Origin of the sequence: Streptomyces sp. NPDC058051 (genome assembly GCF_042885475.1) — a bacterium.
In the GTDB taxonomy this organism is placed as follows: Bacteria; Actinomycetota; Actinomycetes; order Streptomycetales; family Streptomycetaceae; genus Streptomyces.
Genome location: NZ_JBHVRW010000008.1, coordinates 180,210 through 206,099 on the forward strand (window position 1 = coordinate 180,210; position 25,890 = coordinate 206,099).

The window sequence follows — 25,890 nt, forward strand, 5'->3', positions numbered from 1 at the left end:
GATCGGGTGCCGGGCCGGGCGGCACGGGTCCGGGCGGCGGAGGCGGCGGCTCCGGCAGCGGCGACGGAGGCCCCGGCAGCGGTCCCGGGGTGGGCGCCGGTGGCACGGGGTCGGGGTACGGATGGGTCATCGCGGGCCTCCGAGCGGTTCGGGGTGGATCTCCTTCCACCGTCCCCCGGAGCGGCTGCCCCCGCCCGGTGAATCCACACGTACAAGCTCCGAATGATCTGCCCCGGCCCGCACCGGCTCCCGCAGGTCAGCGCGCGGCGGCGGCCGCGGCGGCGAGTCCCGGCCGGGGGCTGGAGAGCACCGGAACGCGCGTCGCCGTACGGGTGACCGCATCGGCCATGGATGCCTGCGCCAGCACGATCACCCCGGCGTCCGTCACCGCGTCGGCCGCGGCGGCGACCAGGTCCAGGTAGCCGTCGCGGTCACCGGACTCGAAGCGCGCCCAGGCACCTTCGACGACGACCGTACGGACATCGAAGGGCCGCTCCCCCGCCTCCTCGGCGAGCAGCGCCAGCGTCGGCGCGAGCGTGTCGGCGAGCGCCGCGAGGACCACCACACGTCCCCGCCCCACCGCAGCGGCCGCCATCGGGCGGTCGACGCGCAGCACAGGGACGCCGAGCGTCGCCCCGGCCGACTCCGCGACCGCACCGATCGTCGAGCAGGTGCAGAGCACGGCGGCGGCACCCTCGGCGACGACGCCCGCGAGCAGCGCCCGGATCTCGCCCGCCACCGCTTGCGGGCTCGATTTCCTTGCCCGGGTGAGCAGGTCCTCGTGCACGAGGTGGCGCAGGGCCAGTCCGGGATGATCCGTGTCCCGGAGCGCGTCGAAGACCGGGACGTGCACTGGGGAGGTGTGCAGCAGGGCGAGTGTCATCCGGCGAACGGTACAGGCCGTGTTCCGTACGGGGCAGAACTCGGGAGGGGAGGTGAGGTGAGGTGAGTTGCGGTGGTCGAGCCGGTTCAGCGAGCCGCAGGGACGGCGTGCGGGCTCCGTTCGGTGGCGGTGCCGGGCACGGGCTCGGAGGCGTCGGTGCCGAGTCCGACGATACGGTTGCCCGCGTCGACGTGCACGACGCGCGGAGTCAGCCGACGGGCCTCGGTGTCCTCGACCTGGGCGTAGCTGATCAGGATGACCAGGTCACCGGGGTGCACGAGGTGGGCGGCGGCGCCATTGATACCGATGACACCGGAGCCGCGTTCGCCCTCGATGACGTACGTCTCCAGGCGGGCACCGTTGTCGATGTCGACGATGTGCACCAGCTCTCCGGCCAGCAGGTCCGCGGCTTCCATCAACGCGGCATCGACCGTGACGGAACCGACGTAATGCAGGTCGGCCTGGGTCACGGTGGCCCGGTGGATCTTGGACTTGAACATGGTACGCATCATCGAGACACTCCTGAAGTAAGGCTCCCTGCCTGCGTTTTTGCAGGTCAAGTGCCGTTTCCCTACCTTACAACGAGTCGCATGTCCGGTCAGCTCCCACCAGGTTTTCGAGGACCGATGCCGACCCGTTGTTGACTCTGCGGGGTCCAGGTCGACGATGTGTTCCCGGCCACCGTCGGGCCGGCGGATCCGCCCCAACGGCGCCTCCTCGGGCTTCGTCCACACCGACTTCGTCAACGCCGTCGCCGACCCCGAGGCCCGCGCCGCGCTGCTGGCCCGCCGCGACGCCATGGCACTGGACCCCGCCGCGATCGCGGACGCCATCGCGTACGCCCTCGCCCAGCCGAGCCGGGTCGACGTGAACGAGATCGTGGTACGGCCCACCGCACAACAGTGACGACCGCGCCCCGTCACCGCTTCGGGCTTCAGGACGCTTCAGGACGCTTCAGGACGCTTCTTGAGGATGGTCGGGTCGGCCTGGAGGAGAGCGGCGCCCCTCAACGGCTGCCCGGTGCGGGGAACTTGTCCGGCCTTGCGGTGTTCAGGCGGCGTCGTCGTCGCCACAGCAGCGCGATCAGCGGGATGAGGAGCACGGGCAGTAGACGCAGCGCCCACGTGCGCGTGGACACGGATTCTTCGGGTGCGCCGGTACCCGCCGCCTGGCGAGGGGTCGGTGAGCCGAGCCAGATGGTGTCGTCCCCGTCGGTGGACGACGGCGCCTTCAGCGAGCGGTCGACACTCTTGGGGAGCCCGGCGAAGTCTGCGGTGAAGCGCTCGCCCGAGACCTCCTTGATGGGGATGCTGGTGAGGTCGACACCACCGTAGACATAGCTGTGCACGTAGGTGGTGTTGCCGCTGGTGGTCCTGTCGGTGATGTTGAACTCGCCCTTGGTGTACGAATCGACGTACCGGTCGAAGGTATCGGTGGGCTTCCAGTCGGCGGTGGTCCGCCATGTGCCGATGTCGCCGCTGTCGATGAGGTCGCCGTACGTCGTCTCCTTGGCCCGGCTCAGCTCGCGGTACCACTCGGCGGCAACCCGGGCGAGATAGACGCGGCGCAGGGCAGCGTACTCAGGTGCGGTGTTGATGGCGTGCTTCAGCTTCGGGAGGATCAGGCTGCGAAAGAGTTCTTCGTTGTGGTCCTCGGTGGCCTGGTCCTGCTCGGGGCACGAGCGGGCGGACGACTCCGCGTGGCGCTCCAGGTACTGGGTCTCCATCTGGACGTCGAGCGGGGCGTCGAGGATGTAGAGCTTGTCGCCGTCCTGGTGGACCGACGCGGGCGCCGGCAGGATCCAGTTGCGGAACGACATGCAGCCGCCCTGGACGCCGTCCCAGAACTTCCGGCCGAGTGCGCGGTGGGGATGGATGAGCTCACCGACGGTCTTCTTCATCCGCAGATCGGCTTCCAGCAGGACGCGTCCTGCGTCCGTGCGCCCCAGCCGGTCGTCGACGATGCGGTCCGGCTCGTCGGGGTTGAGGTTGACCCAGAAGCCCGAGGGAGCGAGGGAGAGCCAGACGAAGAACGCGTCGGAACTGAGCCGGGCCGCGTTCACACCGTCGGCCGGGGAGGTGCCGCCGGCGGTGGACGGGGCGGCCTCGAAGGAGTACTGGAGGCCGCTGCCGTCACCCGGGTCGGAGAGGTAGCGCAGTTGGAGGGAGGAGAAGTCGATGCCGCCGGGAGCCTGGGCGGCAGGCTCCGACAGCGCCCCGACCAGGCCGCTGCCGGGTACGCCGGCTGCCTTGCCCGTCGTGCTGTCGCCGCAGTCCGCCTGCACGGCGCCGGACCGGTAGGTGAACGCTGCCCGGTGCACGGGGCCGCCGGACCGTGAGAGCGACGCTGCCTGTTCGACGCCGGAGGACGCCGGGCCGGCGCCGAGCCCCAACTGGCAACTGCCGCCCGTCTTGAAGACGTTCTTCGTCTGCTTGGCCAGTCGCGCGCGGCGCTTCTGGTTCGCCACCTTGCCCTCCTGGAGCCGCTGCCGCTCCTGCGCGACCTCCTTCTTGAACTCCGCGTTGTTCTCCGTGGCGGGCTTCGCCGCCTGGATACGTTCCGTCAGCTTCCCGGTCGACCCCTTGCCGTCCTTGACGAGGTAGAAGACGTCCGCGTTCTTCGGAATCCGTGGCGCACAGCCCGGGCAGGGCGAGCGGTCGCTTCCCACGGCGAAGAGCCGGTCGGTGTCCTTGACCCCGAGGTAGGCCAGCTCCCGCACGATCATGAGGATTTCGGAGTGGTTGGCCGCAACGTCGCTGGAGGCGTCGTTGGACTGCCGGACCATGGCGAACTTCTGGATCTGCGGGCGTCCGGCGAGGCGGAGCTGTTGGTAGAGCGCGGGGTCGGTCTGTTTCAACTCGGCGGCGTCGACGATCTCGTAGCCCGCGGTGTCCAGACCCTCCAGGCCGGTGATGTCCACGAAGCCGACGGCCATGTTCCGAAACGGCTTGTCGTCCAGGCGCCTCGCTTCCCGCGCGACATACAGCATCCGGCCGATGGGGGTGGCGAAGAAGTCGTCGAGAAGCGTCATCGACCGGCCGGACGGAGTCGGCTTCTTGTCCTCGGCGACGGCGGCCCGCGCCCCCGCTGCGGGCTGGGCCGCGGCGCCTCCCGACAGCAGCACGGGAGTCAGCGTCAGCAGGCCGGCAGTCGCCCAGGCGGACCACCTCAGCAGGACACGTTGTTGCCTCGGACCTCGGCATACGACAGCAGGCAGCATCGGCTGCGGCTCCTTCCCCCGTTCCCCCACGGGTGCCCCGGACAGCGCCTGGGGCATGGCGCAGGTCGCCTGGCATGGCGCTCCTGGCAGTATGCGTCCGGGCCTCGATCTCACAAGGCATCACACCGAGTTGCTCACGCCCGCTTCCCATGTTCCTCACACGGGACGCCGGAACCCAGCGCTCCGTGTGCGGCCGAGTATGCGACCGGCGTCCTGCCTTGGGCCGGCCCTGCCGGTCAGCGGGCGATGCGTTCGATCAGCGCTTGCCAGCCGTCACCGAGGAAGCGATCGACTTCGGGATCCGGGGGCGCGCTCGTCTCCGGCATGGACAGGTACAACAGCAGCGGTCCCTCCAGCGCTGCTGTGAGCTGGACCGTGACGCCATTCATGCTGGGCATCCTCACCCCGGCCTGACCGAGCAGCATGCGGATGTGGAGCTGCGAGACCGATGCATCGCCTGCCGGGACAGGCTGGCTGCGGTCGAACGCCGCCCTGGCAACGGCGTGGTGGTCCACGAGGAAGGTGATACGCGCGCGACCGTAGGCGACGAGACGTGTCACCGGATCGGCGCCCGGCCCCAAGGGGGGAGGTCCGGAGAGGACCCGCTCCTGAAAATCACGCTCGTCTGCGTCCAGCAGTGCCCTGAAGATGCCGGCCCGGGTGCCGAAGCGGCGGAAGACGGTGCCCTTGCCCAGACCGGCGCGCTCGGCCAGGCCATCCATCGTCACCTTTTCCGCGCCGTGCTCCGCGAGCATCTCGCGAGCCGCCTCCAGCAGACGCTCGCGATTGCGCGCGGCGTCGGCGCGCTCGCCGCGCGGCTTCCCGAAGGGCACTACTGACCGGTCCATGCGGTCAATCTATCCCGCTCCCAGAATAAGCGGGGTAAAGTCCGGTTACGCTGATGGAGTCGGCAGGGCGGTACCGGAGCCGCCTCCGTGCTCGCCGTCGGCACACCGCGACCATCCCCTGTGAGGAATCACGCCATGAACCTGTTCCGCCTGGACGCCAGCATCCTGCCCAGCGTCTCCACCAGCGCCGAGATCGCCGATACGGCCGAGGCCGAGTGGAAGGCAGTGCACCCGGACGGCTCGGTCACCCGCCGCAACCTCGGTACCGACTTCTTCCCGTCCGACGCATGGGCCGTCGCGACCATGGCCGCCTTCACCCCCGAGGCCGACCGGACCCCGGCGCAGAAGGAGGCCCTGGCGCTGACCGCGACCCTGGCCGAGGAACTGCAGAACGCCGACGCCGCGATTCTGGCCGTGCCGCTGTACAACTACGGCGTCTCGCAGCACTTCAAGATCTGGGTGGACCTTGTCATCGCGGGCGGCGGCCCCACCACCCCGCTGCTGAAGGGCACCCCCACCGTGCTCGTCGCCACCCTGGGCGGCGGCTACAGCCCTGGCACTCCCCGCGAGGGCTGGGACCACTCCACTCCGTACCTGGAGCGCGTCGTCGCCGATATCTGGCAGGCCGACCTCACCGTGATCAAGCGGGAACTCACCCTCGCCGCCACCACCCCCGGCATGGAGAGCCTGAGGGACCTGGCCGGGCAGCAGCACTCCCAGGCGCTTGCCGCCGCCCGTCAGGCCGGCCGGGGACTCGCCGGGAAGTGACGGCTCACCAGGCGGTCGGACAGGCCCGCACCCCGTGTCCGACCGCCCCCGGGTCCGACCGGAGAGCCGTCCGGCCCTGACCTGCGCCGCTCTCACCGGTCGCTGAAGGTCACCTCCTTCGCGTCCTCGGCGTAGTCGAAGTTGCCGGTGAATCCCCAGTTCTTCCAGCCGCCGTCCCCCTTGTTGGTGATGGTTCCCGCGTCGATGGCGAACACGTCGACACCGTCCACCACCGCAAGGTGCTCCAGGCCGGACACGCCGGAGAAGGAGAGGTCGTCGAACGATTTCACCGCGATGATGTTCTTGCCGGGGAAGCTGCGGCTGTACTCGTCGAGCAGCGAATGGGTCAACTCGGCGTCGTCACCCGGCACCTTGCCGGAGTAGTCCGTACCGGGGTACGGCCCGCCGTCCGTGTACTTCGGCGCCCCGTCGTTGAAGTTGACCGTGCCCGATCCGGTGGGAGTGGAATCGGCCTCCAGGTCGGCGGGGTCCGGCTGGTCGAAGGCCACTTCCGAGCCGTCGCGGGTGAAGTTGCCGTACAGGGCCCAGTTGATGTAGCCACCGTCGCCGTCGTTGCTGAACCTGCCCTTGTCGAAGACGTAGAGGTCGAACACGCCCCGGCCCGAGGCAATGTCATCTCCGCTTTCGCCGCCATGGTATTCGTTGGAGTTCAGCCGGTACCTGCCCTCGTGGACGAACGAATCCGGCTCCTCCACCCAGTGCGACGCCTGTTCCGAGTGCATCGCGACCACGTTGTAGTCGGGGTAGCAGCGGCGCATGTCGTTCACGAGCATCCGCACCGCCTGGGTCGAACCCTCGTTGTCCAGCGGGGAGTACGTGTCGTAGTACCGGCTCCGGTCAGGCGGTTCCTGCCCCTCGATCTGGCACCCCTCGTCGCCGGGCTTCCAGCCTTCCTTCCGCTCGGGACGGGGCGGCTCCTCGAACGTGACGGTGCGGCGGTCCTCGCTGACGTCGAACACGCCCTGGAACGCACGGTTCTTCCATCCGAGGTCGGCGTCGTCCGCCCAGGTGAACCTGCCCGTCTTGAAGGCGTAGACGCGGTACGTCGTGCCACTGATCTCCACGGTCTCGATCAGCACCGTACCGTCCATCTGCTGCAGATTTCCCTCATGCGGCTGCGCGATGACGACGTTGTAGTCAGGGAGGCAGTAGGCGAGGTCGGCAAGGGCCAGTTTGACCCGCTTCTCCTTGTTCTTCTCATTGTCGATCTTGTCGATGACGAGGTTGACCAGCCAGGAGAACCCCCAGGCGGCGGCCTTGCCGAGAACGCCGCTGCCCGGAACGGATACCGACGATTGCGATTCCCGCGGCTCGAAGCACAGATCGGGAAGTGCGTTCACCGTCTTGCCGGGGGACGTGCCGGCGGACTTGCCGACGGTCTCCCCGGCCAGGCCGCGGCGGACCGTGCCGGGCTTGACGGGGTCGCCGGGGCCGATCTGCCGGCCCTCGTCCTTGACATCGTTGTCTTCTGGGCAGTCACTGCCGCCGCCCGTCATCGGACCGATGCGGCAGACCTGTTGGTGTGCGGAGCGGGAGACGCCGCCCCCGATACCGGTGGCGACGATCGCGCCGACCACGACGGCGACGATCCCCAGCAAAGCCAGGTACTCGATTGCCGTCTGTCCCGTGCTCGCGCGTAGGCCCAGGCGTATCCGGTCACTGCGTTTCACGCGTCACCTCGTCGTCGATCGCTCGTGCCACCGGAGGCCGTCTGCCTGCCGTGGACCGAACTGTAACGACGACACCTGGGCCCACGAGTAGGGTCCGAGGGCCTGTCACCAGGGCCCAACTCGGCAGGTGGGGAGCCCAGGAGCCGCAGCCCGGGGCTCAGGCACCGTCGCGTGCAGCGCCTGCCTCCCCCGGTGCGGAACGCATCGTCAGCGACGCTCGCCCACCGGGGCGGCGCGGCCCGGAGGGGGCTCGAAAGCAGTCGGGAGGGAGCCGGGGGTGACCGGGGTCCGCTGTCCCGAACCGGTGACCGGGAGGCGGGCGCCGTCCTGGGCCGGGTCCACGTACTCGGCGAACCAGGCATCCAACCGGGCGGCCAGTTCGATGCGTTCGGCCGAGTGCGTCGGCTCGTCGACCAGGTTGCGCTTCTCGCCGGGGTCGGCGGTCAGGTCGTAGAGCTCGTGCGGGCCGTGCGGGTAGCGGTGGACGTACTTCCGGTCCTTGGTGCGAATCATCCGTACCGGCCCGTACTCGTCGTAGACGACGACCCGTTCCCGCTCCCCGCCCGTGCCGTCGTCCGTCCCCGTCAGGATGTCCGCGAAGGAGCGGCCCGGCAGGCGGGGATCGTGCTGGTGGTCGAGGCCGAGGTGGTCGACCAGCGTGGGCAGCACGTCGTACTGGGAGAGCAGGGCGTCGCAGTGGCGGCCGGACAGGATGCGACCGGGCTGCGAGATCAGGCAAGGCACCAGGACGGAACTGTCGTACATGTTCTGCGGGAACGTCCCGTTGCCCTTGCCCCAGATGCCGTGGTGTCCGGCGTTGAAGCCGTTGTCGCTGGTGAAGACCACGAGCGTGGATTCGGTGAGGCCGAGCGCGTCGAGCCGGTCCAGGACCCGGCCGATGGCGGCGTCCATCGCGGTCGTGGCGGCGAAGTAGCCGATGAGGGCCTGCCGGGTGTCGCTCTCGCCGCCCACGGGAGAGCCGTCCTCGTCCAGGGGCTGCCACGGATGGGCGGGCTCCTGCGGGCAGGTGTCGAAGGCACAGTCCTGGTACAACGCCGTGTATTCGCCCGGGTGTTGTCCCCTCCATGGCTTGTGCGGCGCGGTGAAGTGCAGGGACAGGTGGAAGGGTTCGGGACGCCCGGACTCGGCGGTGAGGAAGTCCTCCGCGTCGGCGGCGAGTGCGTCGGTGAGGTAGGCCGGTTCCTCGGTCCGCGTGCCGTCGCGGTACATGGGCGCTCCGTAATACGGACCGCCCCCGCTCTCGTGGGCGTACCAGTGGACGAAGCCCCTGCGCGGGCGGTCGTTGGCGCCCAGGTGCCACTTGCCGCTGAGGCCGAGCCGGTATCCCGCGTCCGCCAGCAGGTCGGTGAAGAGCGTCCGCCCGGAGAGGAAGTCGATGCCCGTCCGTCCGGCGTGATGGTACGAGAGCCAGTCGTGCACCCCGTGCTGGGACGGCAGTTCGCCGGTGAAGAGCGATGCGCGGGCGGGCGAACAGACCGGTGAGGTGCAGAAGAAGCGGCTGAAGCGAATGCCCCGGTCCGCGAGGCCGTCGAGGTGCGGGGTGCGGATCTCGTCGTTGCCGGCGCATCCCATCGCCCACTGCCCCTGGTCGTCGGAGAGGATCAGCAGGACGTTGGGGCGGTTCGGGTCGCGGCTGGCCAATGGGTTCCTCCTCGAACGGCGGCCGGTGAGGGCCGTCAGCGGCGGAGCGCGCGGATGACGTGCTCGGTGCGGGTACGGGTGCCGCCCTGAAGGGCGGGGACGGCAGGGGCGGCGACCGGCCGTCGGCGGCAGGGGAGTCCGCGCCCGAGCGACAGCGAGCGCACCGTGGACTGCTGAGCCTGCGTGCAGACGGCACATCAAGTCAACTGTTGCAAGATGATGAATAACGTATGACTCGAACTTTCGCGATCAGTGACCCTACGGAGTCGCATCGCAGAATGCACCTGATTCTGGTGATTCTCCCTCTACGTGAGCGAAATTCATTGCTTATTCATATCGTCGATTGACGATTGACTGCTCTATGAATGGCTGGGAATGATTGGCCCACTCCCCCAGCCCCGCCTCAGACCGCAGCCTCCGAGGAGAGCTATGTCTACCGACCGATCCGCCCACGTCTCGCGCCGAACGGTTCTCGCCGCCGCCTTGGCTGCCTCCTTCGGCCTCACTTCGGCCGCCTGTTCGCCCGGCGCGTCGTCCGCAGGTGGTGGCGGTGACTCGTTCACGTACTGGTCGATGTGGAAGCAGAACGAGCCGCAGGCCAAGGTGCTGCAGTCGGCGATCGCCCAGTTCACCAAGGACACCGGCGTCAAGGTGAGTGTCCAGTGGAAGGGCCGGCAGGTCGTCCAGCAACTGGCGCCCACCCTGAACACCGCCCAGGTGCCCGCCGATCTCGTCGACTCCGCGGACCGCTTCGCCTACGCGCAGCTCCAGGCCACCGGCCAGGCGCTCGACCTCACCCCGGTGCTGGCCGAGGCGATACCCGGCGAGAGCGGCAACACCGTGGGCGGCGTCGTCCCGGCCGCCTACCGCGATCTGAACACGGCCGACGGCACGCTCTGGCAGATCCCCTACGAGGTGCTGACGACCCAGATCTGGTACGACGGGAAGGCACTGCCCGACGTGGCCGCCAACCCGCCCGCGACCTGGGAGGAGTTCACCGCGCTGCTCGCGCAGCGGAAGAAGGCCCGCGGTGACGGCTCGCTCGCCCTGGACGCGGACATCGCGGACTACGCCGCTTACTGGACCTACTACGCGGTCCTGCGCGGACTCGGCCCCGGGGCCTTCGGGAAAGCGGCCACGGACAGGACCGGCGCCGCGTTCGAGGCCGACGGGTTCGTCGACGCGCTCCGGCACGTCGAGAAGCTGGTCGACGCAGGCCACTTCACAGCCGGGTACGACGGCTCCAAGTGGCCTGCCGTGCAGCAGAAATGGGCCAAGGGCAAGTCCGACTTCCTGCTGCTGGGCACCTTCGCGCCGAGCGAGACCGCCGAGTTCGCCACGCCCGGGTTCCGCTACCGGTCCTTCCCCTTCCCGGCGTTCGCCGCCGACGGCGGGAAGACCGCCCAGGACATCTCACTGATCGGCTTCTCCATCCCGAAGAAGGCCAGGAACAGCGCGGCCGCGCAGAAGTTCATCGCGTACTTCTTCGCCAAGCAGCACCTCTCGGGGATCTCCACCCAGGCCAAGAACATCACCCCGCGCGCCGACATCGCCGCCCCCGCCGAACTGGCCGACGCCCAGAAGGCGCTCGCCTCCGGCACCATCGTGAAGACACTGGACGGTGTGAAGGAGACCGCCGCGGAGTGGTACACCAAGGTCTTCCAGCCGCTCAACACGAGCTTCATCACGGGCCACCTGAGCGCTGCATCGTTCGCCGGCAAGCTGAAGTCCGCGTCCGCCGCCTACTGGAAGGCCGCCTCGTGACGGCCGCCGGGACCACCGCGAGGCCAGTGAGCGGCCGGCGTGAGTCCACGTCGCGTGCGGGCGCCCGCCCCAGCCCGCTCGCCGCCCGGCGCCGCCGGCTCTTCTGGCCGCTCCTCGTCCCCGCGGTCCTCGTCTACGTCGTCTTCTTCGCCGGCCCCTCGCTGTACACGGTGTGGCTCAGCTTCAACAAGTGGGGCGGTGCCGGACCCATGAGCTTCGTGGGGATCGACAACTACCGCCACCTGCTGGAGGATCCGACCTTCCGGCAGTCCTTCACCAACACGTTGTGGATCATTCTCGGCGTCGGCGGGCTGACCTTCCTGATCTCCTTCGGGCTGACGATGGTGCTCCGCGACATGAAGGGCCGCAAGGCCGCGCGCTCCATCCTGTTCTTCCCCAACATCGTGCCCAGCGTGGCCCTGTCGATCCTGTGGGGTTTCCTCTTCCAGCACGACGGACTCGCCGACGCCGTCATGGGCGCTCTGGGCATGGAGCATCCGCCGAACTGGCTGGGCCAGAGCACCATCTTCCGGGTGATCATGATCGGCCTGGTGTGGACCTCGACCGGCTTCTACACCACGATCCTGATGGCTGCCGTCGACCAGATCCCGCCGGAGCTGTACGAGGACTGCGACCTCGCCGGAGCCAACGCCCTCCAGAAGTTCCGCCACGTGACTCTGCCGCTGATGTGGGAGGTCGTCGGCGTGTGCGCCGTGCTGTGGACCATCAGCGCCGTCAAGGTCTTCGAGTTCATCTACGCCTTCGCCGGAGCAGCGGGACAGATGCCCGACACCGGTGTGTGGAACACCGCTCTCTACACCTATGGCGAGGCCTTCGCCTCCGGCGGCGTACCGCGCTACGGCTCCGCCGCGGCGAGTGCCGTGGTCATGGTGGCCCTGGTCGGTGTCCTCGTCGTCCTGATCCGGCGCGTCATGAGGCGCGACACCGTGCAGTTCTGAGCCGCTCGCCCGGCCGTCCGGGCGTCTGCCGCACACCCCGTCGTATCCCGAGAACCCAGGAGGCCCCGCCGCCATGGCCGTCACCACGTCCGGTCGTCCACCCGGCCGCCTCGCCCGCATGAGGGGCCGGCTCACCACCGCCCACGTCCTCGGCGTCCCCCTGGTGTGGGTCCTCGCCGGCTTCAACATCCTCACCGGGCTGTGGCTGCTGCTGTCCTCGCTGAAGAGCGCCGACGAGATCTTCAGCTCCCCGTGGCAGCTGCCGCGCGCCCTGCACTGGGACAACTACGCCCGGGCCTGGACGGAGGGGCTCTTCGGTCAGGCCGCCCTCAACACCGTCATCGTCGTGGCCGGAACCGCGGTGGGCACCCTCGTCCTCGCCGCGCCCGCCGCCTACGTCCTCAGCCGGGTCGCGACGCGCCTCAACGGCAGCTTCGTCCTCTTCTTCGCACTGGGCCTCGGCATCCCCGCCCAGGTGGTGATGCTGCCGCTGTTCGTCGTCATGAACAGACTGTTCCTCGTCGACAGCCTCTTCGGCCTGATCGTGGTCTATGTGGCGACCTCGCTGCCCTTCGCCGTCTTCTTCCTCACCGGATTCTTCTCGACCCTGCCGGTGGAGCTGGAGGAAGCCGCCGCGCTGGACGGGGCCTCCGCCTTCCGCACGTTCTGGCAGGTCATGCTGCCGCTGGCCCGCGGCGGACTGGTCACCGTCCTGATCCTCAACATCATCCAGCACTGGGGCGAGACCGTGTTCGCCCTGGTCTTCATCCAGAACACCGACCACCAGACCCTTTCGCTCGCGCTCCTCGGCTTCCTCCAGCAGATGCAGTACAACGGAGCCGACTGGGGCGGCTTGTTCGCGGGCGTGGCCGTTGTCGTCCTTCCCGTCCTCACCTGCTACGTATGGCTCGGCCGCCGGATCATCGAAGGCATGACCGTCGGCTCCGTCAAGTGACCGGCAGAGGAGACACCATGGCCGACCGGCCGCACCCTTCCGCGATGCGCATCGCGGAAGGTTCCAAGGAACTGAAATTCCGTCAACTGGCCCAGGAACTGCGGCAACAGGTGCGCGACGGCGTCTGGCCCGTCGGCGGCCGACTGCCCACGGAGAAGCATCTCGCCCTCAGCAGCGGCACATCGGTCAGCACCGTGCGGCGCGCCGTCGACGAGCTCATCGCCGAGGGGCTCGTCGTACGGCGTCAGGGATCGGGCACCTTCGTCCTGGCACCCGACGCCTCCGGCACCGGACGCGCCCTGATCGGCGTCCTCGTCCCCGACACCACCTTCTACTACCCCCGAATCCTCCAGGGCATCGAGGAAGGGCTGTCCGCCGCCGGGGCGCGGCTGCTGCTCACCTGCTCCGGATACGACCAGGAGCGCGAGGCCAGGGATGTGCGGGATCTGCTCGACGCGGGCGCCGACGGGCTGCTGCTCGTCCCCACGTTCACCGGCCCCGAGCAGCCGGACCGCTACCTGGCGCGGATCGCCGCACTGCCCGTGCCGACCGTTCTGATCGAGCGGCGCGGCACCTCTCTGGGCGACACCAACGAGTACGTCTGCACACACCACGAGGCAGGGGCCTACGACGCCGTCCGGCACCTCGCCGGCCTCGGCCACCGGTCCATCGGCCTCGTACTGCGCGCCCCGAGCCCGACCGCGCCGCCGGTGATCGACGGGTACCGGCAGGCGACGGCCGAACTGGACTGCGCCACAGTGGAGTTCCGGGCCAACCGGCAGGAGTGGAGCCCGGCAACGGCCGACCGCTGCCTCGCGGTCCTACGGGAGGCGGGAGCCACTGCGGCCGTGTGCTTCGGCGACCGGCAGGCCGCGCTCCTGGAGGGCGCCGCCCGCCGGGCCCGTCTCACCGTCCCCGACGATCTCGCCCTGGTCGCGTACGACGACGAGATCGCCGACCTCGCCGACATCCCCCTGACCGCTGTGGCACCCCCCAAACACCTGCTGGGCCGGACGGCGGCCGAGACGCTGCTGCGGCGGCTCCGCGAACCGGGACTGGCCCGCCACCGCGTCCTGCTGCGCCCCAGCATCACCGTCCGCCAGTCCTGCGGCGCGCGGACGACCGACATCAGCTCCACGTCCACGCAACGGGAGAGCACCTCGTGACGAACATACGGCTTGGCCTGATCGGCGCCGGCGCGGTCGGCGTCCTGCACGCGCGGGCCGCCCGGGCCACCCCCGGCGTGCGCGTGACGGCCGTCTGCGACCTCGTCGAAGCGACGGCGCACGGTGTCGCCGAGCCTCTCGGGGCAGCGGTGTTCACCGACCACCACGCGCTGATCGCCTCCGGGACCGTCGACGCGGTCGTGGTCAACACGCCGCACGCCCTGCACACCGCGATCGTGACCGACTGTGCCGAGGCGGGCCTCCACGTCCTGATCGAGAAGCCCATGGCCACCACTTCCGCGGAGTGCACCGTCATGGAGACGGCCTGTCAGGAAGCCGGGGTGGTGCTCTTCGTGGGGCACATCCAGCACTTCCTGCCGCCCATGGCGGCGGCAAGGGCCGCACTCGACACGGGTGCCATCGGCGCTCTGCTCGCCGTCAGCGACTGGCGCTCCACGGACTACCGGCACGGCAGCCGCCCCGCCTGGTTCTTCGACCCCGCCGTCTCCGGCGGTGGCGTCTTCATCAACATCGGCACGCACTGTGTGGACCGGCTGCTGTGGCTGGCCGGACGCAGGGTCCTCGCGGTCAGCGCCAGCGCCGTGCACCGGGCCGGCGCGCTCCCGGGCATCGAGACCGACGTGCTGGCCCGCCTGGAGCTGGAGGACGGCCTCGTCGGGCACATCGGCGTCACCAGCACCGGGCTGCCTGCCCGGGACGAGCTCATGCTGATCGGCGAGCGCGGAGCCATCCGCGTCGCCCGCGGCTCCGGCGCGACCCTGCACACGGAGGACGCCCCGGGCGCCGACGCCACCGTCCTGGCCGCGGAGTCCGACGACGACGTGCCCCGGGCGTTCGCGGACCAGCTCGCCGCGTTCGCCTCCGCGGTGCGCGACGGGCGGCCCCCGGCCGTGCCGGCGGACCACGGCAGGCAGGTCATCGAGGTCATCGAGGCCGTCTACCGCTCCAGCGCCACCGGCGAACGCGTCGAGCTGCGGGCCGGTCTCGGAGCGTCCGCCGCCTGAGCGAGACCCTGCCCGTTCGTCCGGCCGAACCGTTCCCCACGGCGCCCACGGCCGGGGCGATCCGCCGCACCGCAGCACCCCGAAGCCCGCCCCCCCAGAGGAGGATTTCAGTGCACGAGACCACTGCCGCACGGTTCGGCCGCCGTGGATTCCTGTCCACGGTCGCCCTGGTCCTCGCCGGTGCCACCGGCGGGCTCCAGTTGCTCCCCGGCGCGACCCCGGCCACCGCAGCCGAGGACGACGCCTTCGACCTTCTGCGAAAGACGTGGGCCGCCCTGCAGACGGGCGGCACCATCGACGCCGCCGACCCGGACTACGCCCCCGCGCTGGCCGCCCTGTCGGCGACCGCGACGGGCCTGTGGAACACCATGGCGGCGGACGCCCCGGCCCACTCGCTGTGGCCCGGTCTGACGCTGACCACCCCCGCCGACATGACCACCAGCTACAAGCAGCTCGCCACCCTGGCCACCGCGTACGCCACCGAAGGCACCACGGCCACCGACGGCAGCGGTCGGACCCTGTACGGCGACAGCGCGCTGGGCGCCGCCGTCGTGGCAGGGCTGGACTTCCTGCACGCCCAGGTCTACAACGCCGGCACGGAGGAGACCGGCAACTGGTGGGAGTGGGAGATCGGCTGCCCCGTCGCCCTCACCAACGCCATGACGCTCGTCCATCCTCTGCTCACGGCCGCCCACATCGCCAACTGGACCGCGGCGATCGACCACTTCGTCCCCGACCCCACCCAGAACCGCTACGGCACCGCCCGCACCACCTCCACCGGCGCCAACCGCGTCGACCTGTGCCAGGTCGTCGCCCTGCGCGGCATTCTCGGCAAGAGCGACGAGCGTCTGACAGCAGCGGTCGCCGCCCTGTCGGACGTCTTCCCGTACGTGACCTCCGGCGACGGGTTCTACGCCGACGGCTCGTTCATCCAGCACACCTTCATTCCCTACACCGGCACCTACGGAATGGTGCTGCTGCGCGGCCTCACCAACCTCTTCCAGTTGCTGCACGGCTCGGACCACGACGTCACCGACCCCGGCGCGGCGAACATCCACACCTCGATCGACACGGCCTTCGCCCCGTGGGTCTGGAACGGACTCGTCATGGACGCCGTCCGCGGGCGGGCGATCAGCCGCTCCTCCGAGACCGACTTCTACGACGGGAACCTCACCGCGCAGGCCGTCCTCCGCGCGGCCCTGTCCGCGCCCACCACCGCGCAGGCCACCCGTTTCAACCGTCTCGCCAAGGGCTGGATCACCCGGGGCGACGCGTACGCCCCCTACACCGGCACCGCGGGCATCGCCGGTATGGCCCTGGCCGGTCCCGTCCTGCACGACCCTCTCCTGACACCCGCTCCCGAGCCCACCGGACACGTCCAGTTCCCGAACATGGACCGGGCTGTGCACCGGGGTCAGGGCTGGGCCCTGGCCCTGGCTCTGTCCTCCGCCCGCGTCGCCCGTTACGAGTCCATCAACGGCGAGAACCTGCACGGCTGGCACACCGGCGACGGCATGGCCTACCTGTACCTCGCCCAGGACCTCGGCCACTGGACCGACGACTACTGGCCCACCGTCGACCCCCGGCGGCTGCCCGGCACCACCGTGGACACCCTCGCCCTCGCCGACTCGGCAGGAACGGGCACCCGCCCCGCCGCCACCTGGGCCGGCGGGGCGAGCCTGGCCGGCACGTACGGCAGTGTGGGCATGGACTTCCGGCAGTACGGATCGACCCTGACCGCGAAGAAGTCGTGGTTCTGCCTCGACGACTCCGTCGTCTGCCTGGGCGCGGGCATCAGCGGCGGCAGCGGCGCCGACGTCGTCACCACCGTGGAGAACCGCAACCTCCACACCGGCGGCGGCCACGTCCTCACCGTGGACGGGACCGCGCAGCCCTCCGCCGTCGGCTGGTCGGACACCCTCGACGTGTCGGACTGGGCGCACCTGCAGGACGTCGGCGGCTACCTGTTCCCCGGCGGCGCCACCGTGCAGGCCGCCCGCACCGACCGTACGGGCGCCTGGCGCGACATCAACACCGGCGGCACGACCGCCCCGACCACCCGGCGCTTCCTCTCACTTCACCTCCCCCACGGCACCGCCCCGGCGGGTGACTCCTACGCCTACGTGCTGCTGCCGGGCTTCACCGCCGCGCGGACGGCCTCCCGCGCGGCGGCGCCGACCGTACAGATCCTGGCCAACACCCCGGCCGTCCAAGCGATCCGCGACCACTCCACCGGTGTGATCGCCGCCAACTTCTTCGCGCCGGGTTCCGCGGGCGGCATCACCGTCAGCGCCCCCTGCTCGGTCATCACCCGTCAAGTCGGCGGTGCCCTGACCGTGGGCGTGTCCGACCCCACCCACTCCGCCTCGGCGATCACGGTGCAGCTCGTCCACGCGGGCACGGCGGCCGACGCGGATCCGCGAATCACCGTGACGCGGACCTCGCCCACCCTCTCCTTCACGGCGAACGTCTCGGGTGCGGCCGGGGCCACCCTTGAGGCCACGTTCGCCGTCACGTCCGCCACCCTCCCCGCCCTCGCCGACGGCTACGTCCGCGACGGGTCGTACGCGGACACGGCGTACGGCACGGGCACCACCCTCGTCGTCAAGAACGCCACCGGGGCCGGCTACACCCGCCAGGCGTACCTGACCTTCGACACCTCGGCCGTCGTCGGGGAGGTCAGCTCCGCCACACTCTCCGTGCACGGCTTCGTGTCGGACTCCGGGGGTACGGAGACGACCATCGGCGCCTACGGCACGGACCACGCGTCCTGGACCGAGTCCGACCTGACCTGGAACCGCCGGCCCGCTCTCGGCGCCGTTCAGGCGGATGCCCAGGTCTCCGCGACCCCGTCGTGGCTGACCTTCGACGTCACCTCCCATGTCACCGCCGCGAGCCCTGGACCGGTCTCCGTCGCCCTGGGCCAGGCTGCGTCGGGGCTGGCCGTCGTCCTCAACTCCCGTGAGAACAGTGCCTTCCCACCGGCGCTCCGGCTGGTGATCGGCTGAGCCACTGACCAACCGCTGCTCCGGTTGGTGATCGGCTGATCCGGTGCCCGGAGCCGCCGCGGTGGCGGCGAGGTTCGGATGGCAGGGTCTCGCCCCTCGCGGCACAGGCGGTGCTCATGGATCAGCGCCTCTTCCGATGTCTCAGGCCGCCGGCACAGCCGTCGTCATGGTGCTCCGGGAAAGGGGAGGGGCGGCGACCTGGCCGGTGGGGCCGACGGCCGCCCGTGTGTCGGGCCAGGGGCTCAGGCGCCGATGAGGTGTTCGGCCCGGTCGCGGCTGACGTGGAGGTTCCAGTAGTCCAGGGCGATCTCGTCGGGTGAACGGTGGGGGACGCCCTCGGGAGCTTCCGTGCCGATCAGGAGGTTGATGGCCACGTTCACGGCGTAAATGCCCTGGCTGCCAAGGGTGTTGTGCAGGTTGAGTGCCCAGTTGCGCTGGCCCGCCTGGGCGATGTTGGTGTCGGCGAGCATCGGGTACGGGCTGAGCGCGCCGCCTCCGGTGGTGAACAGCAGGGTGCCGGAACCGGCTTCGAGCATTCGGGGCAGCACCGTCTGTACGGCGGTGACGGCGCCGTAGAGGAGGCTGTCGATCTGCGGGCGCAGGACGTCGATGGTGACGTCCTTGGGCGCGGTCATGGTCAGCCCGGCGTGCGGCGAGAACTCCAGGACGTCGATCCTCCCGAACCGGGAGATCGCGCTCTGCAGCGCGGCGGCGAGCTGGGCGGAATCGGCCGCGTCGGCAGGGAAGCCTTCCGCGGTGATCCCGTTCTGGGCGAGTTCGGCGGCCAGCGCGTCGAGCTTGTCCTTGCTGCGGGATATCAGGGCGACGTCGAAGCCGTGGCCGCCGAAGACCTTGGCGATGGACAGGCCGAGACCGCGTCCGGCTCCGACGATGGCGATGGTGGGCATGCGTGCTCCTTGATACGGGGGTACGGACCGGCCCGGATGACCGGGCGCAAGCGGACTGAACGCGGACCGGCGTCAGTCGCGGTCGGCCGGTGAAGGCGCACCGGGCATCGGCCAGTCGGTGGGGCACGGCGCTTCGAGTGCGCCAAGGATCCGCTGGGAGGCGGTGCCGAGCTGGCGCTGCTGCGCTTTGGTGAGCGGGTCGAAGACCCAGCGGCGCACCGCCTCGACGTGCACGGGCGCGGCGTCCTCGACCTTGGCGAAGCCCTCGTCGGTGAGTGTGGCCAGTGTCGAGCGCCCGTCGGACGGATCGGGGTGACGGCGCACCCAGCCGCGCTTCTCCAGCCTGATGATCACGTTGGACAGGCGGGAAAGGGTGCTGCCCGCGTACTGGGCGACCTCACTCATCCGCAGGGTGCGCTCGGCCGCCATCGACAGTGCGGACATCACCACGTAGTCGAAGTGCGCGATACCGGCCTGCCGCTGCATCTGTGCTTCCAGCGCGGCCGGAAGCTGCGTCAGCACGTAGGCGAACGCGTACCAGTGCCCCTGCTCATCGGCGTCGAGCCAGCGTGGCACGTCGTTGTCCGGTGCATCTTCCATGACCTCAATGTACTCCAAGCGTGAAGTTAACACCACCGTTGATCACTTCAAGCATGGAGTAATGAGCTCGCTGCACTCATTCCAACCTTGAAGTTAATCGGTGAGGTGCCGGCACTCGCCGCTCCATGCGACGACCTCAAGGGTGCTGCGGCGGTCGGCCCACCGTCGCCCACGGATCGGATCGGCCGGCATCGGTGGCTCGATGCGACCCCGCATTGCATCAGTGATCACTCATCGGACCGACACATCCGGTCAACCGACCGACCCACCAGAAAGAGACGCTCTATGCGTCTTTCTCAACGGCTGCCTCGTGAAAGGCAACGACCGCCTCACCGTTGGCCCTTGCCCATTCGGTGAGCCTTCTGATGGGCTCCTCCAGGGTGCGCCCGAGCTCGGTCAGGCTGTACTCCACGCGTGGTGGCGCTTCGGCGTACGCGCGCCGCTCGATGAGCCCGTTGTCCTGGAGGCGGCGCAGCGTCTGCGTCAGTACTTTGCGCGAGACGCCTCCGATGAGTTCGACCAACTCGCCGTGGCGCAGGGGGCCGTCGCTCAGAGCGAACAGCGTCACCACGGCCCATTTGCCGGCGACGATCTCAAGGGCCATGCGGGCGGGGCAGTCGGCGAGGAACACGGTTCCGGGACGGAGGCTCACAAGCCGAAGGGTACCTTTAGGTAACTAACGGATGCCTAACGTCGAGGGTATGCAGCGCACACACACGGGACACCGGCCACGACGCCATGATCACCAGGCCGCGGAACTCGGCTCCCTGCTGCACGAAAACGCCTGACCGGCGCAGCACAGCGCGGCCAGGTCAGCGAAGGTCCAGCTACTCGACCCCGTCCAACAGTTGAGGTCTCATCATGTTCATCACTTATGCCATCGTCGCTGCGCTCATGTCGGCGGTGCTCCTGGCTTCGGCCGGTGCCAAGTTCACCCGCCCGAAGCGGCTTGTCGACCAGATGTCCACCCTTGGCCTGCCCTATGGAGTGCTGCCGTTCCTGGGTGTCGCTCAGATAGCCGGCGCCGGCGGCCTCGTCGTCGGACTCTGGTGGGGGCCCCTCGGCATCGCCGCCGCCATCGGTCTGACGCTCTACTTCATCGGCGCGGTCGCCGCACACCTGCGCGCCAGTGACTACAAGGGAGCACCCCCGGCAGTCGTCCTCACAGCTGTCGCCATCGCCCTCATCGCACTGCGCTCCTCAACCCTGTGACAGCCCTCCACCACCCGGCTCGGCGTCAACGCGCCTCCGCGCAGCCGACCACCGCAGACGGCGGGCAGCTCGCGCTGCTCTGCGGCGCGAGGGCGAGCCGCGCTCCGCTCCACTCCGGTGGCTGCGGGAGCCTCGACGGACGTCCGCCACTCACACGAAGCGCCCGACCAGCGGAACTGGTCGGGCGCCCGTGCGGCCGCCACATCCTGATCGGTGTCGTAGGAGGTGGGCGGCCGGCCGACCCGTAGCTTGCCCGGGCCGCCATGCAGGTCCTACCGTCCGGACTTCTTCAGCCGCTCAGCCGCCTTTGCCGCGGTCTCCTGGGCCTTGCCCGTCAGCTGCTCGCCGCGGCCTCTTGCCTCCATGTCCTTGTCGCGCATGGCACCGCCGGCGGATTCCTTCAGCTTGCCCTTGACCTGCTTGGCCTTCGCCTTCGCCTTACCCATGACGGTTCTGTCCTTCACTGTGGGGGTTGACGTATCCACCTTGCGTCGATGGCTCCGAGGCCGCAATCGGTGAGGTGTCGCGCTCCCGAGCAACGGGAAGGAACGGCCGCGGGCCGGGTGAGCCGGTGAGCGTCCGGCGCCGGGGCGGAGGGTTCAGGTGCGCCGACCGGATGCTCGCACAGTGCCGGGCAGGAGCGACGGGGCGACCCGCCGCTCCTGCCCGGCATGGGTCAGCCCTCGGCCTGTCGGCAGTTGCCGCGGCGTCCCACGGGAGACACAGTGAAAGGAACACACACGAGATCGGAGCGTGTCGTGATCATTCTCGGAGTCATCCTGCTTGTCGTCGGTTTCGTGACCGGCATTTCCATCCTGTGGACGATCGGGATCATTCTCGCCGTGGTGGGTCTGATTCTGTGGGTCCTGGGAGGGATGGGACACGCGGTCGCCGGTCGAAAGCACTACTGGTAGGAGTACCGGGCCATCCATGCCTGAGGGGATGCCCGAGGACCGGGTGGAGCGAGCGGCTGCCGAAGAGCCGGTTCTCCCGGAACTTCCCTCCTGGGCCATGGATGCGGGCGCCGATGTCTGCGTCACCAGCATCCACAAGACGCTCGGCATACCGTTGACCTGCTCGACCACCCACCGCTTCGGCTGCGCGAGAAATGTGAACCCGGCCCCGCCGGGCGCGTGGCCGTGCGTCACGGCATCAGCGCAGGGTGTATCCACCGTCGGGGTACAGCGTCGACCCGGTCGTGTAACCGTTGGTGAAGAGGAAGAGCACCGCGTGCGCCACCTCATCCTCGGTACCGAGCCGATGCAGCACGGTGTCATGGCGATACTGTGCGAACGCGGCCTCCCGGTCCGGCGCCGGCCGGTGTGCCCATAGGTTTCCGTCGATGGTGCCGGGCGAGACGACATTGACGCGCACCGGCGCGAGTTCCACGGCGAGCCCGCGGCCCAGTCCCTCGATCGCCGCGTTGCAGGCCGCGTAGGCGGGGGCCGGGCCGGGCGGTCGCGCCCCGGCAGCCCCCGCCATGAGCACGACCGACCCGTCGGGCGACAGCTTCGGCGCCGCGTGCCGCACCGCGTGGTACTGACCCCAGAACTTGGAAACGAAGGGGCTTTCGGCGTCCTGTGTATTGAGCTCCCGCAGTGCACCGACGCGGTAGGACGCCGCAGAGGTGAACAAGTGATCCACCTGGTCGAGTTCACCGAAGAACGCTGCGAGCGACGCGTCATCGGTCACGTCGACGGTCTGCCACCGCGTGCCGCTGCCCACCTCCTGTGCCGCCGCTGCAAGACGCTCTGCCGTACGTCCGCCCAGCATCACGCGTGCTCCGGCGGCGACGGCCTGGTGAGCCACGCGCAACCCGATGCCCGAACCTCCACCGATCAGGACGACGGTGCGGCCTGTGAGCGGACCTTCCTGCAATGGGCGATCAGACGGTGCCGACATGCAGCACACTCCTTGGATTGTTCCTGATGGGTGGACGGATCGGCGCGGTGAACGCTGTTGATCCACTTACTCTCAATCCAGGAGCGGACGCGCGCATTCCCATGCTGTGGACGTGCTGGCTCCGATCATCGCCGTTGTCGTCCTGGCCGCGTCGGCACACGCCGGCGCCGCCGAGCGTCGCGTGGTGGTGCTGTCCCACAGCCAGTACGGATCGCCCTGGTCCGACCCGGCGCGCTTCGCGGGGGTCGCGCCGCATCACCCCGGCTGTTCGATCCTGAGGGGGTACCCGGGCCCGCGGCCCGGGGAGCCAGGTACCCCGTTCAGTGCGGTGACGGTTTCGGGTCCAGGGCGTTGCCGACGGTGCAGCCGCCCTCTCCGGGCATCCGCTGGATCCGGGGCGGCACCCACACGTCAGTGGCGCCGGGGGCCACGCGAGCAAGAAGGCAGTCCTGCGCGTCGAAGCCGTTGCCCTTCACCGACAGGAGAACGCCGACCCGGCCGCCGTCCGCCTTCACCTCGGTACGGATCGCCGGATGCAGGTCCAGGGCGGCAAGCGTACGGCGCACCTCGGCCTCGTTCACCCGGCCGCCCTTCGGCACCCGGGGAAGCTTCGCGCGGAGCTCCTCGTACGGCAGCCGGGGCGGTTCGGGTGGCGGGGCGAAGGTCATCGGGAGGCCATCCGGACAGCCGACGTCACGGGGATCCTCACGCCACTCCGACTTGGGCGAAACCCGCACCGCGAAACAGCGCTGCACGGTGACCTCCTCGGGGTCGAACCATCCGTTGTACGCCGAGCCGGACGTGCGGACGACCACGTCGACGCCGTCCCCGTCGTGTGTCGAGGTACCCGTCACCCGCAGTACCTCCACCCCGTCGATGCCCGAGGCAGAGCGCCCGACCTCCTCCGCCGTGCGCGGACGCTGGCCGTGGAGCCGCTCACCCGCCTTCCTGGCCACCTCCCGTGCCGCGTCCGTCGCCTCGCCCTCGGAGGACTGCAGCACCCCGCAGCCGACGGTGAACAGCAACAGCGGGACGAGCAGCAGCAGTCGACGCATGTGTCCACCCTTTCGGCGCCGCGCGCGGCGGGCAACCACTCATGTACTCAGACCGGCACAGGTGATCGTACTCAGCCGGCGCGGCGATCAATCGTGGGCGCACGGGCTCGCATGATGAGGTGTCGCGTATTCCATGCCTGTGAATGGAGTTCAGCCACTCAGTGCGTGGCCTCGCTCGCCGCCCACCGCGCGCAGCAGGTCGGCCCGCAGCGGCATGAAGACCCGAGGGGGTTGATGTCAGTGCACCCACGTACGGTCTGCCCATGGATGATCAGCGGTCACCTTCTTTCCCGGTGGACGATGTCAGAACCTTGGGGCCCGTTCTGCGGTTCCTGGAGGTCGGCAACGTGAGCGGGCGTGCTCGTTCCGTCGGAGATCGGGCATGAGCGAAATGCCGACGCACGAGGCCAAGGACGTGCGAGCGGCGTGGGGCCGGGTCACCAGGTGGCTCGAACAGCATGCTCCCGGCGTTTTCGCCGGTCTTGGCGACCCAGGCAGCCCGAAAGCCATCAGTGATGCTGAAGAGCGCATGGGCCTGAAGTTGCCGCGGGAGATGCGACAGTGGCTCCTGGCGAACGACATCGGTGCTGGGAGGCAACCCGATGCAGGCTCGTGCCTGGTGGCGCTGGGATGTGAGGGAGTCATTCCCAACGGCGGTCTCCTTCTGGGGCTCACGGACATCGAGCATGTCTACCTCCACAAGATGGGCATGGAGGAGAGGGAACCGTCCGGAGACCCGGACTATCCGTCCTGGCACCGCGAGTGGGTGCCGATCGCCGCGGAGAGCGACGGCTTCTACGGCAGGTTCCTGAACACACGCACCGGAAGCATCGGGTCCTGGACCGAGGGATCCGACCCTGAAGAGGGAGAGTTCACCTCGCTGTTCGCCTTCTTTCAGGATGTGGCGGACCATCTGGAAGGGGTCTCCTCGGGCGATGCGAGGGAGACCGCCGGGGGCCGTAGGCCCGATCGCGGTCCGGAGGGCGAGGCGATACGGCTATGGGCCCGCGCGAACGGCTATCTCGTCAATGACAAGGGACGCATCCCTGCTTCCATCCGCGAGGCGTACGAAGCGTCACTGTGAGTGCCGTGAGGGGCCGTTGAGACCAACGCGGCGGCTGCCCTCGGCACCGGTTTTCGTTCCGAGCCGGTGACCGCTCGGGCGGGGGCTGGACCTTTGCCGATCCGTACCTGCTGACCAATGAAGGCCGCCAGGCGTCCACTTGGTTGCGCGCGGTGGCCGCGGGGACGGTTCGCTGATCAGCGGTGGCCCCGTCTCCAAGGCGTCGGTCGGGGCGTCGGTCGGGCCGTCGAGCGGCCGGCCGAGGCCGGTCAGCAGCTTCGCCATGCGACTGGCCGTGCAGTGGTGGTGTTCGACCTCGCGGGCACAGCCGGAGACTGGGCCACCTAATCCGCCGACGTCAGCCGCCGCACTGCACCGCAACAACCGACCCACGCATCAGGAGTGGCACCATGAGATTCGACAACCACCGCGTCGTCATCACCGCAGCCGGCCGCGGCTTCGGGCGCACCCTGGCCATCCGGCTCGCGGATCTCGGCGCCGAGGTCTTCCTCTCCGCGCGCAGTGTCGCTGCCGCAGAGCGTGTCCGCGACGAGATGCGCGAGCGAGGCCATGAGCGGGTCCACGCCTTTGCCTGCGATCTGACAGATCCCGCCTCCATCCGCGACTTCGCTTCCGGCGTTGCCCGGCACACCGACCGCGTCGACATCCTGGTCAACAACGGCTCCCGCTACCTCGAAGGACCGGACCTCCAGTCGGCCTCCGATGCCGATGTCGTCGACACCATCGCATCTGGCGCCACCGGCACGGTCCTGACCGTGAAGAACTTTCTCCCTCTCCTGCTCAACTCGGACAAGCCGGACGTCGTGACGATGGTCTCCGCCTGCGGAACGGCCGGCCATCACCGCTCGGACGCCCACGACGCCTTCTACGCAGCCAAGAGCGCACAAGCGGGGTTCACCGAGATCCTCTCCAAGCGCCTACGCCCCCAAGGAGTCCGGGTGATTTCGCTGTACCCGCCTGACTTCGACAACGCCGACCCGCTCTCCGAGGAGTGGGAGACCACCCCGCGCGAGCCCAAGGACGCCCTCACAGCACAGTCGCTCGTGGACTGCATCCTCTTCGCAGTCGCTCAGCCCCGTGACTGCTTCATCAAGGCGTTCCATTTCGAACAGGTCTGAAAATCCGCCCTTCGAGGGAATCCGCTCTTCGGCGGACTCCGTTCTGCGGCGGACTCCGTTCT

Annotated in this window: 24 protein-coding genes and 2 pseudogenes; 13 read left to right on the plus strand and 13 right to left on the minus strand. The window is 69.5% G+C overall.

What is annotated here, in order from left to right; translation table 11 throughout:
- Positions 1-256: 256 nt before the first annotated feature.
- Both ACFVUT_RS15940 and panD read right to left on the minus strand, forming a co-directional pair.
- Positions 257-883 (minus strand): arylsulfatase, encoded by a 627-nt coding sequence (locus tag ACFVUT_RS15940; protein WP_389650064.1) that lies wholly within the window; start codon positions 881-883, stop codon positions 257-259.
- 86 nt (positions 884-969) lie between these two features.
- Positions 970-1,395 carry an aspartate 1-decarboxylase gene (panD, locus tag ACFVUT_RS15945; RefSeq protein WP_389650061.1) on the minus strand — a complete coding sequence of 142 codons (426 nt, stop codon included), beginning with the start codon at positions 1,393-1,395 and terminating at the stop codon, positions 970-972.
- A 154-nt stretch (positions 1,396-1,549) separates the two neighbouring features.
- On the opposite strand from panD, the gene ACFVUT_RS15950 reads away from it, so the two are divergent.
- Positions 1,550-1,789 (plus strand): hypothetical protein, encoded by a 240-nt coding sequence (locus ACFVUT_RS15950; protein WP_389650058.1) that lies wholly within the window; start codon positions 1,550-1,552, stop codon positions 1,787-1,789.
- Between the two features lie 100 nt (positions 1,790-1,889).
- On the opposite strand, the gene ACFVUT_RS15955 is transcribed toward ACFVUT_RS15950, so the two are convergent.
- Together ACFVUT_RS15955 and ACFVUT_RS15960 are read right to left on the minus strand one after the other, a co-directional pair.
- Positions 1,890-4,007 carry a hypothetical protein gene (locus ACFVUT_RS15955; RefSeq protein ID WP_389650056.1) on the minus strand — a complete coding sequence of 706 codons (2,118 nt, stop codon included), beginning with the start codon at positions 4,005-4,007 and terminating at the stop codon, positions 1,890-1,892.
- 332 nt (positions 4,008-4,339) lie between these two features.
- Positions 4,340-4,951, minus strand: coding sequence for a TetR/AcrR family transcriptional regulator (locus tag ACFVUT_RS15960; RefSeq protein WP_389650054.1), 612 nt, complete (start codon positions 4,949-4,951; stop codon positions 4,340-4,342).
- Between the two features lie 135 nt (positions 4,952-5,086).
- On the opposite strand from ACFVUT_RS15960, the gene ACFVUT_RS15965 reads away from it, so the two are divergent.
- Positions 5,087-5,719: an FMN-dependent NADH-azoreductase gene (locus tag ACFVUT_RS15965; RefSeq protein ID WP_389650052.1), complete on the plus strand. Its 633-nt coding sequence runs from the start codon at positions 5,087-5,089 to the stop codon at positions 5,717-5,719.
- A 92-nt stretch (positions 5,720-5,811) separates the two neighbouring features.
- Here ACFVUT_RS15965 and ACFVUT_RS15970 read toward each other — a convergent pair whose 3' ends face one another.
- Both ACFVUT_RS15970 and ACFVUT_RS15975 read right to left on the minus strand, forming a co-directional pair.
- The gene (locus tag ACFVUT_RS15970) at positions 5,812-7,410 is read right to left on the minus strand and encodes a hypothetical protein (protein WP_389650050.1); all 1,599 of its coding nucleotides are present in this window, start codon (positions 7,408-7,410) and stop codon (positions 5,812-5,814) included.
- Between the two features lie 207 nt (positions 7,411-7,617).
- Positions 7,618-9,072 (minus strand): sulfatase-like hydrolase/transferase, encoded by a 1,455-nt coding sequence (locus tag ACFVUT_RS15975; RefSeq protein WP_389650047.1) that lies wholly within the window; start codon positions 9,070-9,072, stop codon positions 7,618-7,620.
- A gap of 429 nt (positions 9,073-9,501) precedes the next feature.
- Between ACFVUT_RS15975 and ACFVUT_RS15980 the strand changes: the two genes are divergently transcribed.
- The 6 genes from ACFVUT_RS15980 (at position 9,502) to ACFVUT_RS16005 (ending at position 17,949) form a co-directional block, all read left to right on the plus strand.
- A complete protein-coding gene (locus ACFVUT_RS15980) occupies positions 9,502-10,836 on the plus strand; it encodes an ABC transporter substrate-binding protein (protein ID WP_389650044.1) in 1,335 nt (444 codons plus the stop codon).
- A gap of 26 nt (positions 10,837-10,862) precedes the next feature.
- Positions 10,863-11,795 (plus strand): carbohydrate ABC transporter permease, encoded by a 933-nt coding sequence (locus tag ACFVUT_RS15985; RefSeq protein WP_389650041.1) that lies wholly within the window; start codon positions 10,863-10,865, stop codon positions 11,793-11,795.
- Positions 11,796-11,868: 73 nt separating this feature from the next.
- Positions 11,869-12,750, plus strand: coding sequence for a carbohydrate ABC transporter permease (locus tag ACFVUT_RS15990; protein ID WP_389650038.1), 882 nt, complete (start codon positions 11,869-11,871; stop codon positions 12,748-12,750).
- Positions 12,751-12,767: 17 nt separating this feature from the next.
- Entirely contained in the window at positions 12,768-13,916 is a 1,149-nt protein-coding gene (locus tag ACFVUT_RS15995; RefSeq protein WP_389650035.1) for a LacI family DNA-binding transcriptional regulator, read from the plus strand.
- Positions 13,913-14,941, plus strand: coding sequence for a Gfo/Idh/MocA family protein (locus ACFVUT_RS16000; RefSeq protein WP_389650032.1), 1,029 nt, complete (start codon positions 13,913-13,915; stop codon positions 14,939-14,941). The genes ACFVUT_RS15995 and ACFVUT_RS16000 overlap by 4 nt, the downstream gene beginning before the upstream one ends.
- Before the next feature lie 110 nt (positions 14,942-15,051).
- Positions 15,052-17,949, plus strand: a complete 2,898-nt coding sequence (locus ACFVUT_RS16005) for a polysaccharide lyase family 8 super-sandwich domain-containing protein (RefSeq protein WP_389650029.1) — start codon at positions 15,052-15,054, stop codon at positions 17,947-17,949.
- Between the two features lie 242 nt (positions 17,950-18,191).
- On the opposite strand, the gene ACFVUT_RS16010 is transcribed toward ACFVUT_RS16005, so the two are convergent.
- The 4 genes and pseudogenes from ACFVUT_RS16010 to ACFVUT_RS16025 all read right to left on the minus strand — a co-directional run bounded on the left by ACFVUT_RS16010 (position 18,192) and on the right by ACFVUT_RS16025 (position 20,061).
- Entirely contained in the window at positions 18,192-18,857 is a 666-nt protein-coding gene (locus tag ACFVUT_RS16010; RefSeq protein WP_389650026.1) for an SDR family NAD(P)-dependent oxidoreductase, read from the minus strand.
- A 72-nt stretch (positions 18,858-18,929) separates the two neighbouring features.
- Positions 18,930-19,457, minus strand: a complete 528-nt coding sequence (locus ACFVUT_RS16015; RefSeq protein WP_389650024.1) for a MarR family winged helix-turn-helix transcriptional regulator — start codon at positions 19,455-19,457, stop codon at positions 18,930-18,932.
- Between the two features lie 123 nt (positions 19,458-19,580).
- A pseudogene (locus ACFVUT_RS16020) lies at positions 19,581-19,673 on the minus strand (IS5/IS1182 family transposase); the annotation flags it as partial.
- Positions 19,674-19,740: 67 nt separating this feature from the next.
- Positions 19,741-20,061 (minus strand): winged helix-turn-helix transcriptional regulator, encoded by a 321-nt coding sequence (locus ACFVUT_RS16025; protein WP_389650448.1) that lies wholly within the window; start codon positions 20,059-20,061, stop codon positions 19,741-19,743.
- Between the two features lie 257 nt (positions 20,062-20,318).
- Here ACFVUT_RS16025 and ACFVUT_RS16030 point away from each other — a divergent pair, with 257 nt between their 5' ends.
- Positions 20,319-20,669, plus strand: coding sequence for a DoxX family protein (locus ACFVUT_RS16030; RefSeq protein WP_389650021.1), 351 nt, complete (start codon positions 20,319-20,321; stop codon positions 20,667-20,669).
- A 272-nt stretch (positions 20,670-20,941) separates the two neighbouring features.
- Here ACFVUT_RS16030 and ACFVUT_RS16035 read toward each other — a convergent pair whose 3' ends face one another.
- Entirely contained in the window at positions 20,942-21,115 is a 174-nt protein-coding gene (locus ACFVUT_RS16035) for a CsbD family protein (protein WP_389650018.1), read from the minus strand.
- Between the two features lie 312 nt (positions 21,116-21,427).
- On the opposite strand from ACFVUT_RS16035, the gene ACFVUT_RS16040 reads away from it, so the two are divergent.
- Positions 21,428-21,583, plus strand: a complete 156-nt coding sequence (locus ACFVUT_RS16040; RefSeq protein WP_389650015.1) for a DUF6131 family protein — start codon at positions 21,428-21,430, stop codon at positions 21,581-21,583.
- Between the two features lie 238 nt (positions 21,584-21,821).
- Here the strand turns inward: ACFVUT_RS16040 and ACFVUT_RS16045 are convergent, their stop codons facing one another.
- Positions 21,822-22,571, minus strand: coding sequence for an SDR family oxidoreductase (locus ACFVUT_RS16045; protein WP_389650445.1), 750 nt, complete (start codon positions 22,569-22,571; stop codon positions 21,822-21,824).
- A 320-nt stretch (positions 22,572-22,891) separates the two neighbouring features.
- Positions 22,892-23,626: a translation initiation factor IF-2 gene (locus ACFVUT_RS16050; RefSeq protein WP_389650012.1), complete on the minus strand. Its 735-nt coding sequence runs from the start codon at positions 23,624-23,626 to the stop codon at positions 22,892-22,894.
- 391 nt (positions 23,627-24,017) lie between these two features.
- Between ACFVUT_RS16050 and ACFVUT_RS16055 the strand changes: the two are divergent.
- From ACFVUT_RS16055 to ACFVUT_RS16065, 3 genes and pseudogenes are all read left to right on the plus strand, one after another.
- A pseudogene (locus ACFVUT_RS16055) lies at positions 24,018-24,491 on the plus strand (SMI1/KNR4 family protein); the annotation flags it as partial.
- Between the two features lie 15 nt (positions 24,492-24,506).
- Positions 24,507-24,710 carry a histone-like nucleoid-structuring protein Lsr2 gene (locus ACFVUT_RS16060; protein WP_389650442.1) on the plus strand — a complete coding sequence of 68 codons (204 nt, stop codon included), beginning with the start codon at positions 24,507-24,509 and terminating at the stop codon, positions 24,708-24,710.
- Positions 24,711-25,099: 389 nt separating this feature from the next.
- Positions 25,100-25,828 carry an SDR family oxidoreductase gene (locus ACFVUT_RS16065; RefSeq protein WP_389650009.1) on the plus strand — a complete coding sequence of 243 codons (729 nt, stop codon included), beginning with the start codon at positions 25,100-25,102 and terminating at the stop codon, positions 25,826-25,828.
- The last annotated feature ends 62 nt before the right edge of the window (positions 25,829-25,890 follow it).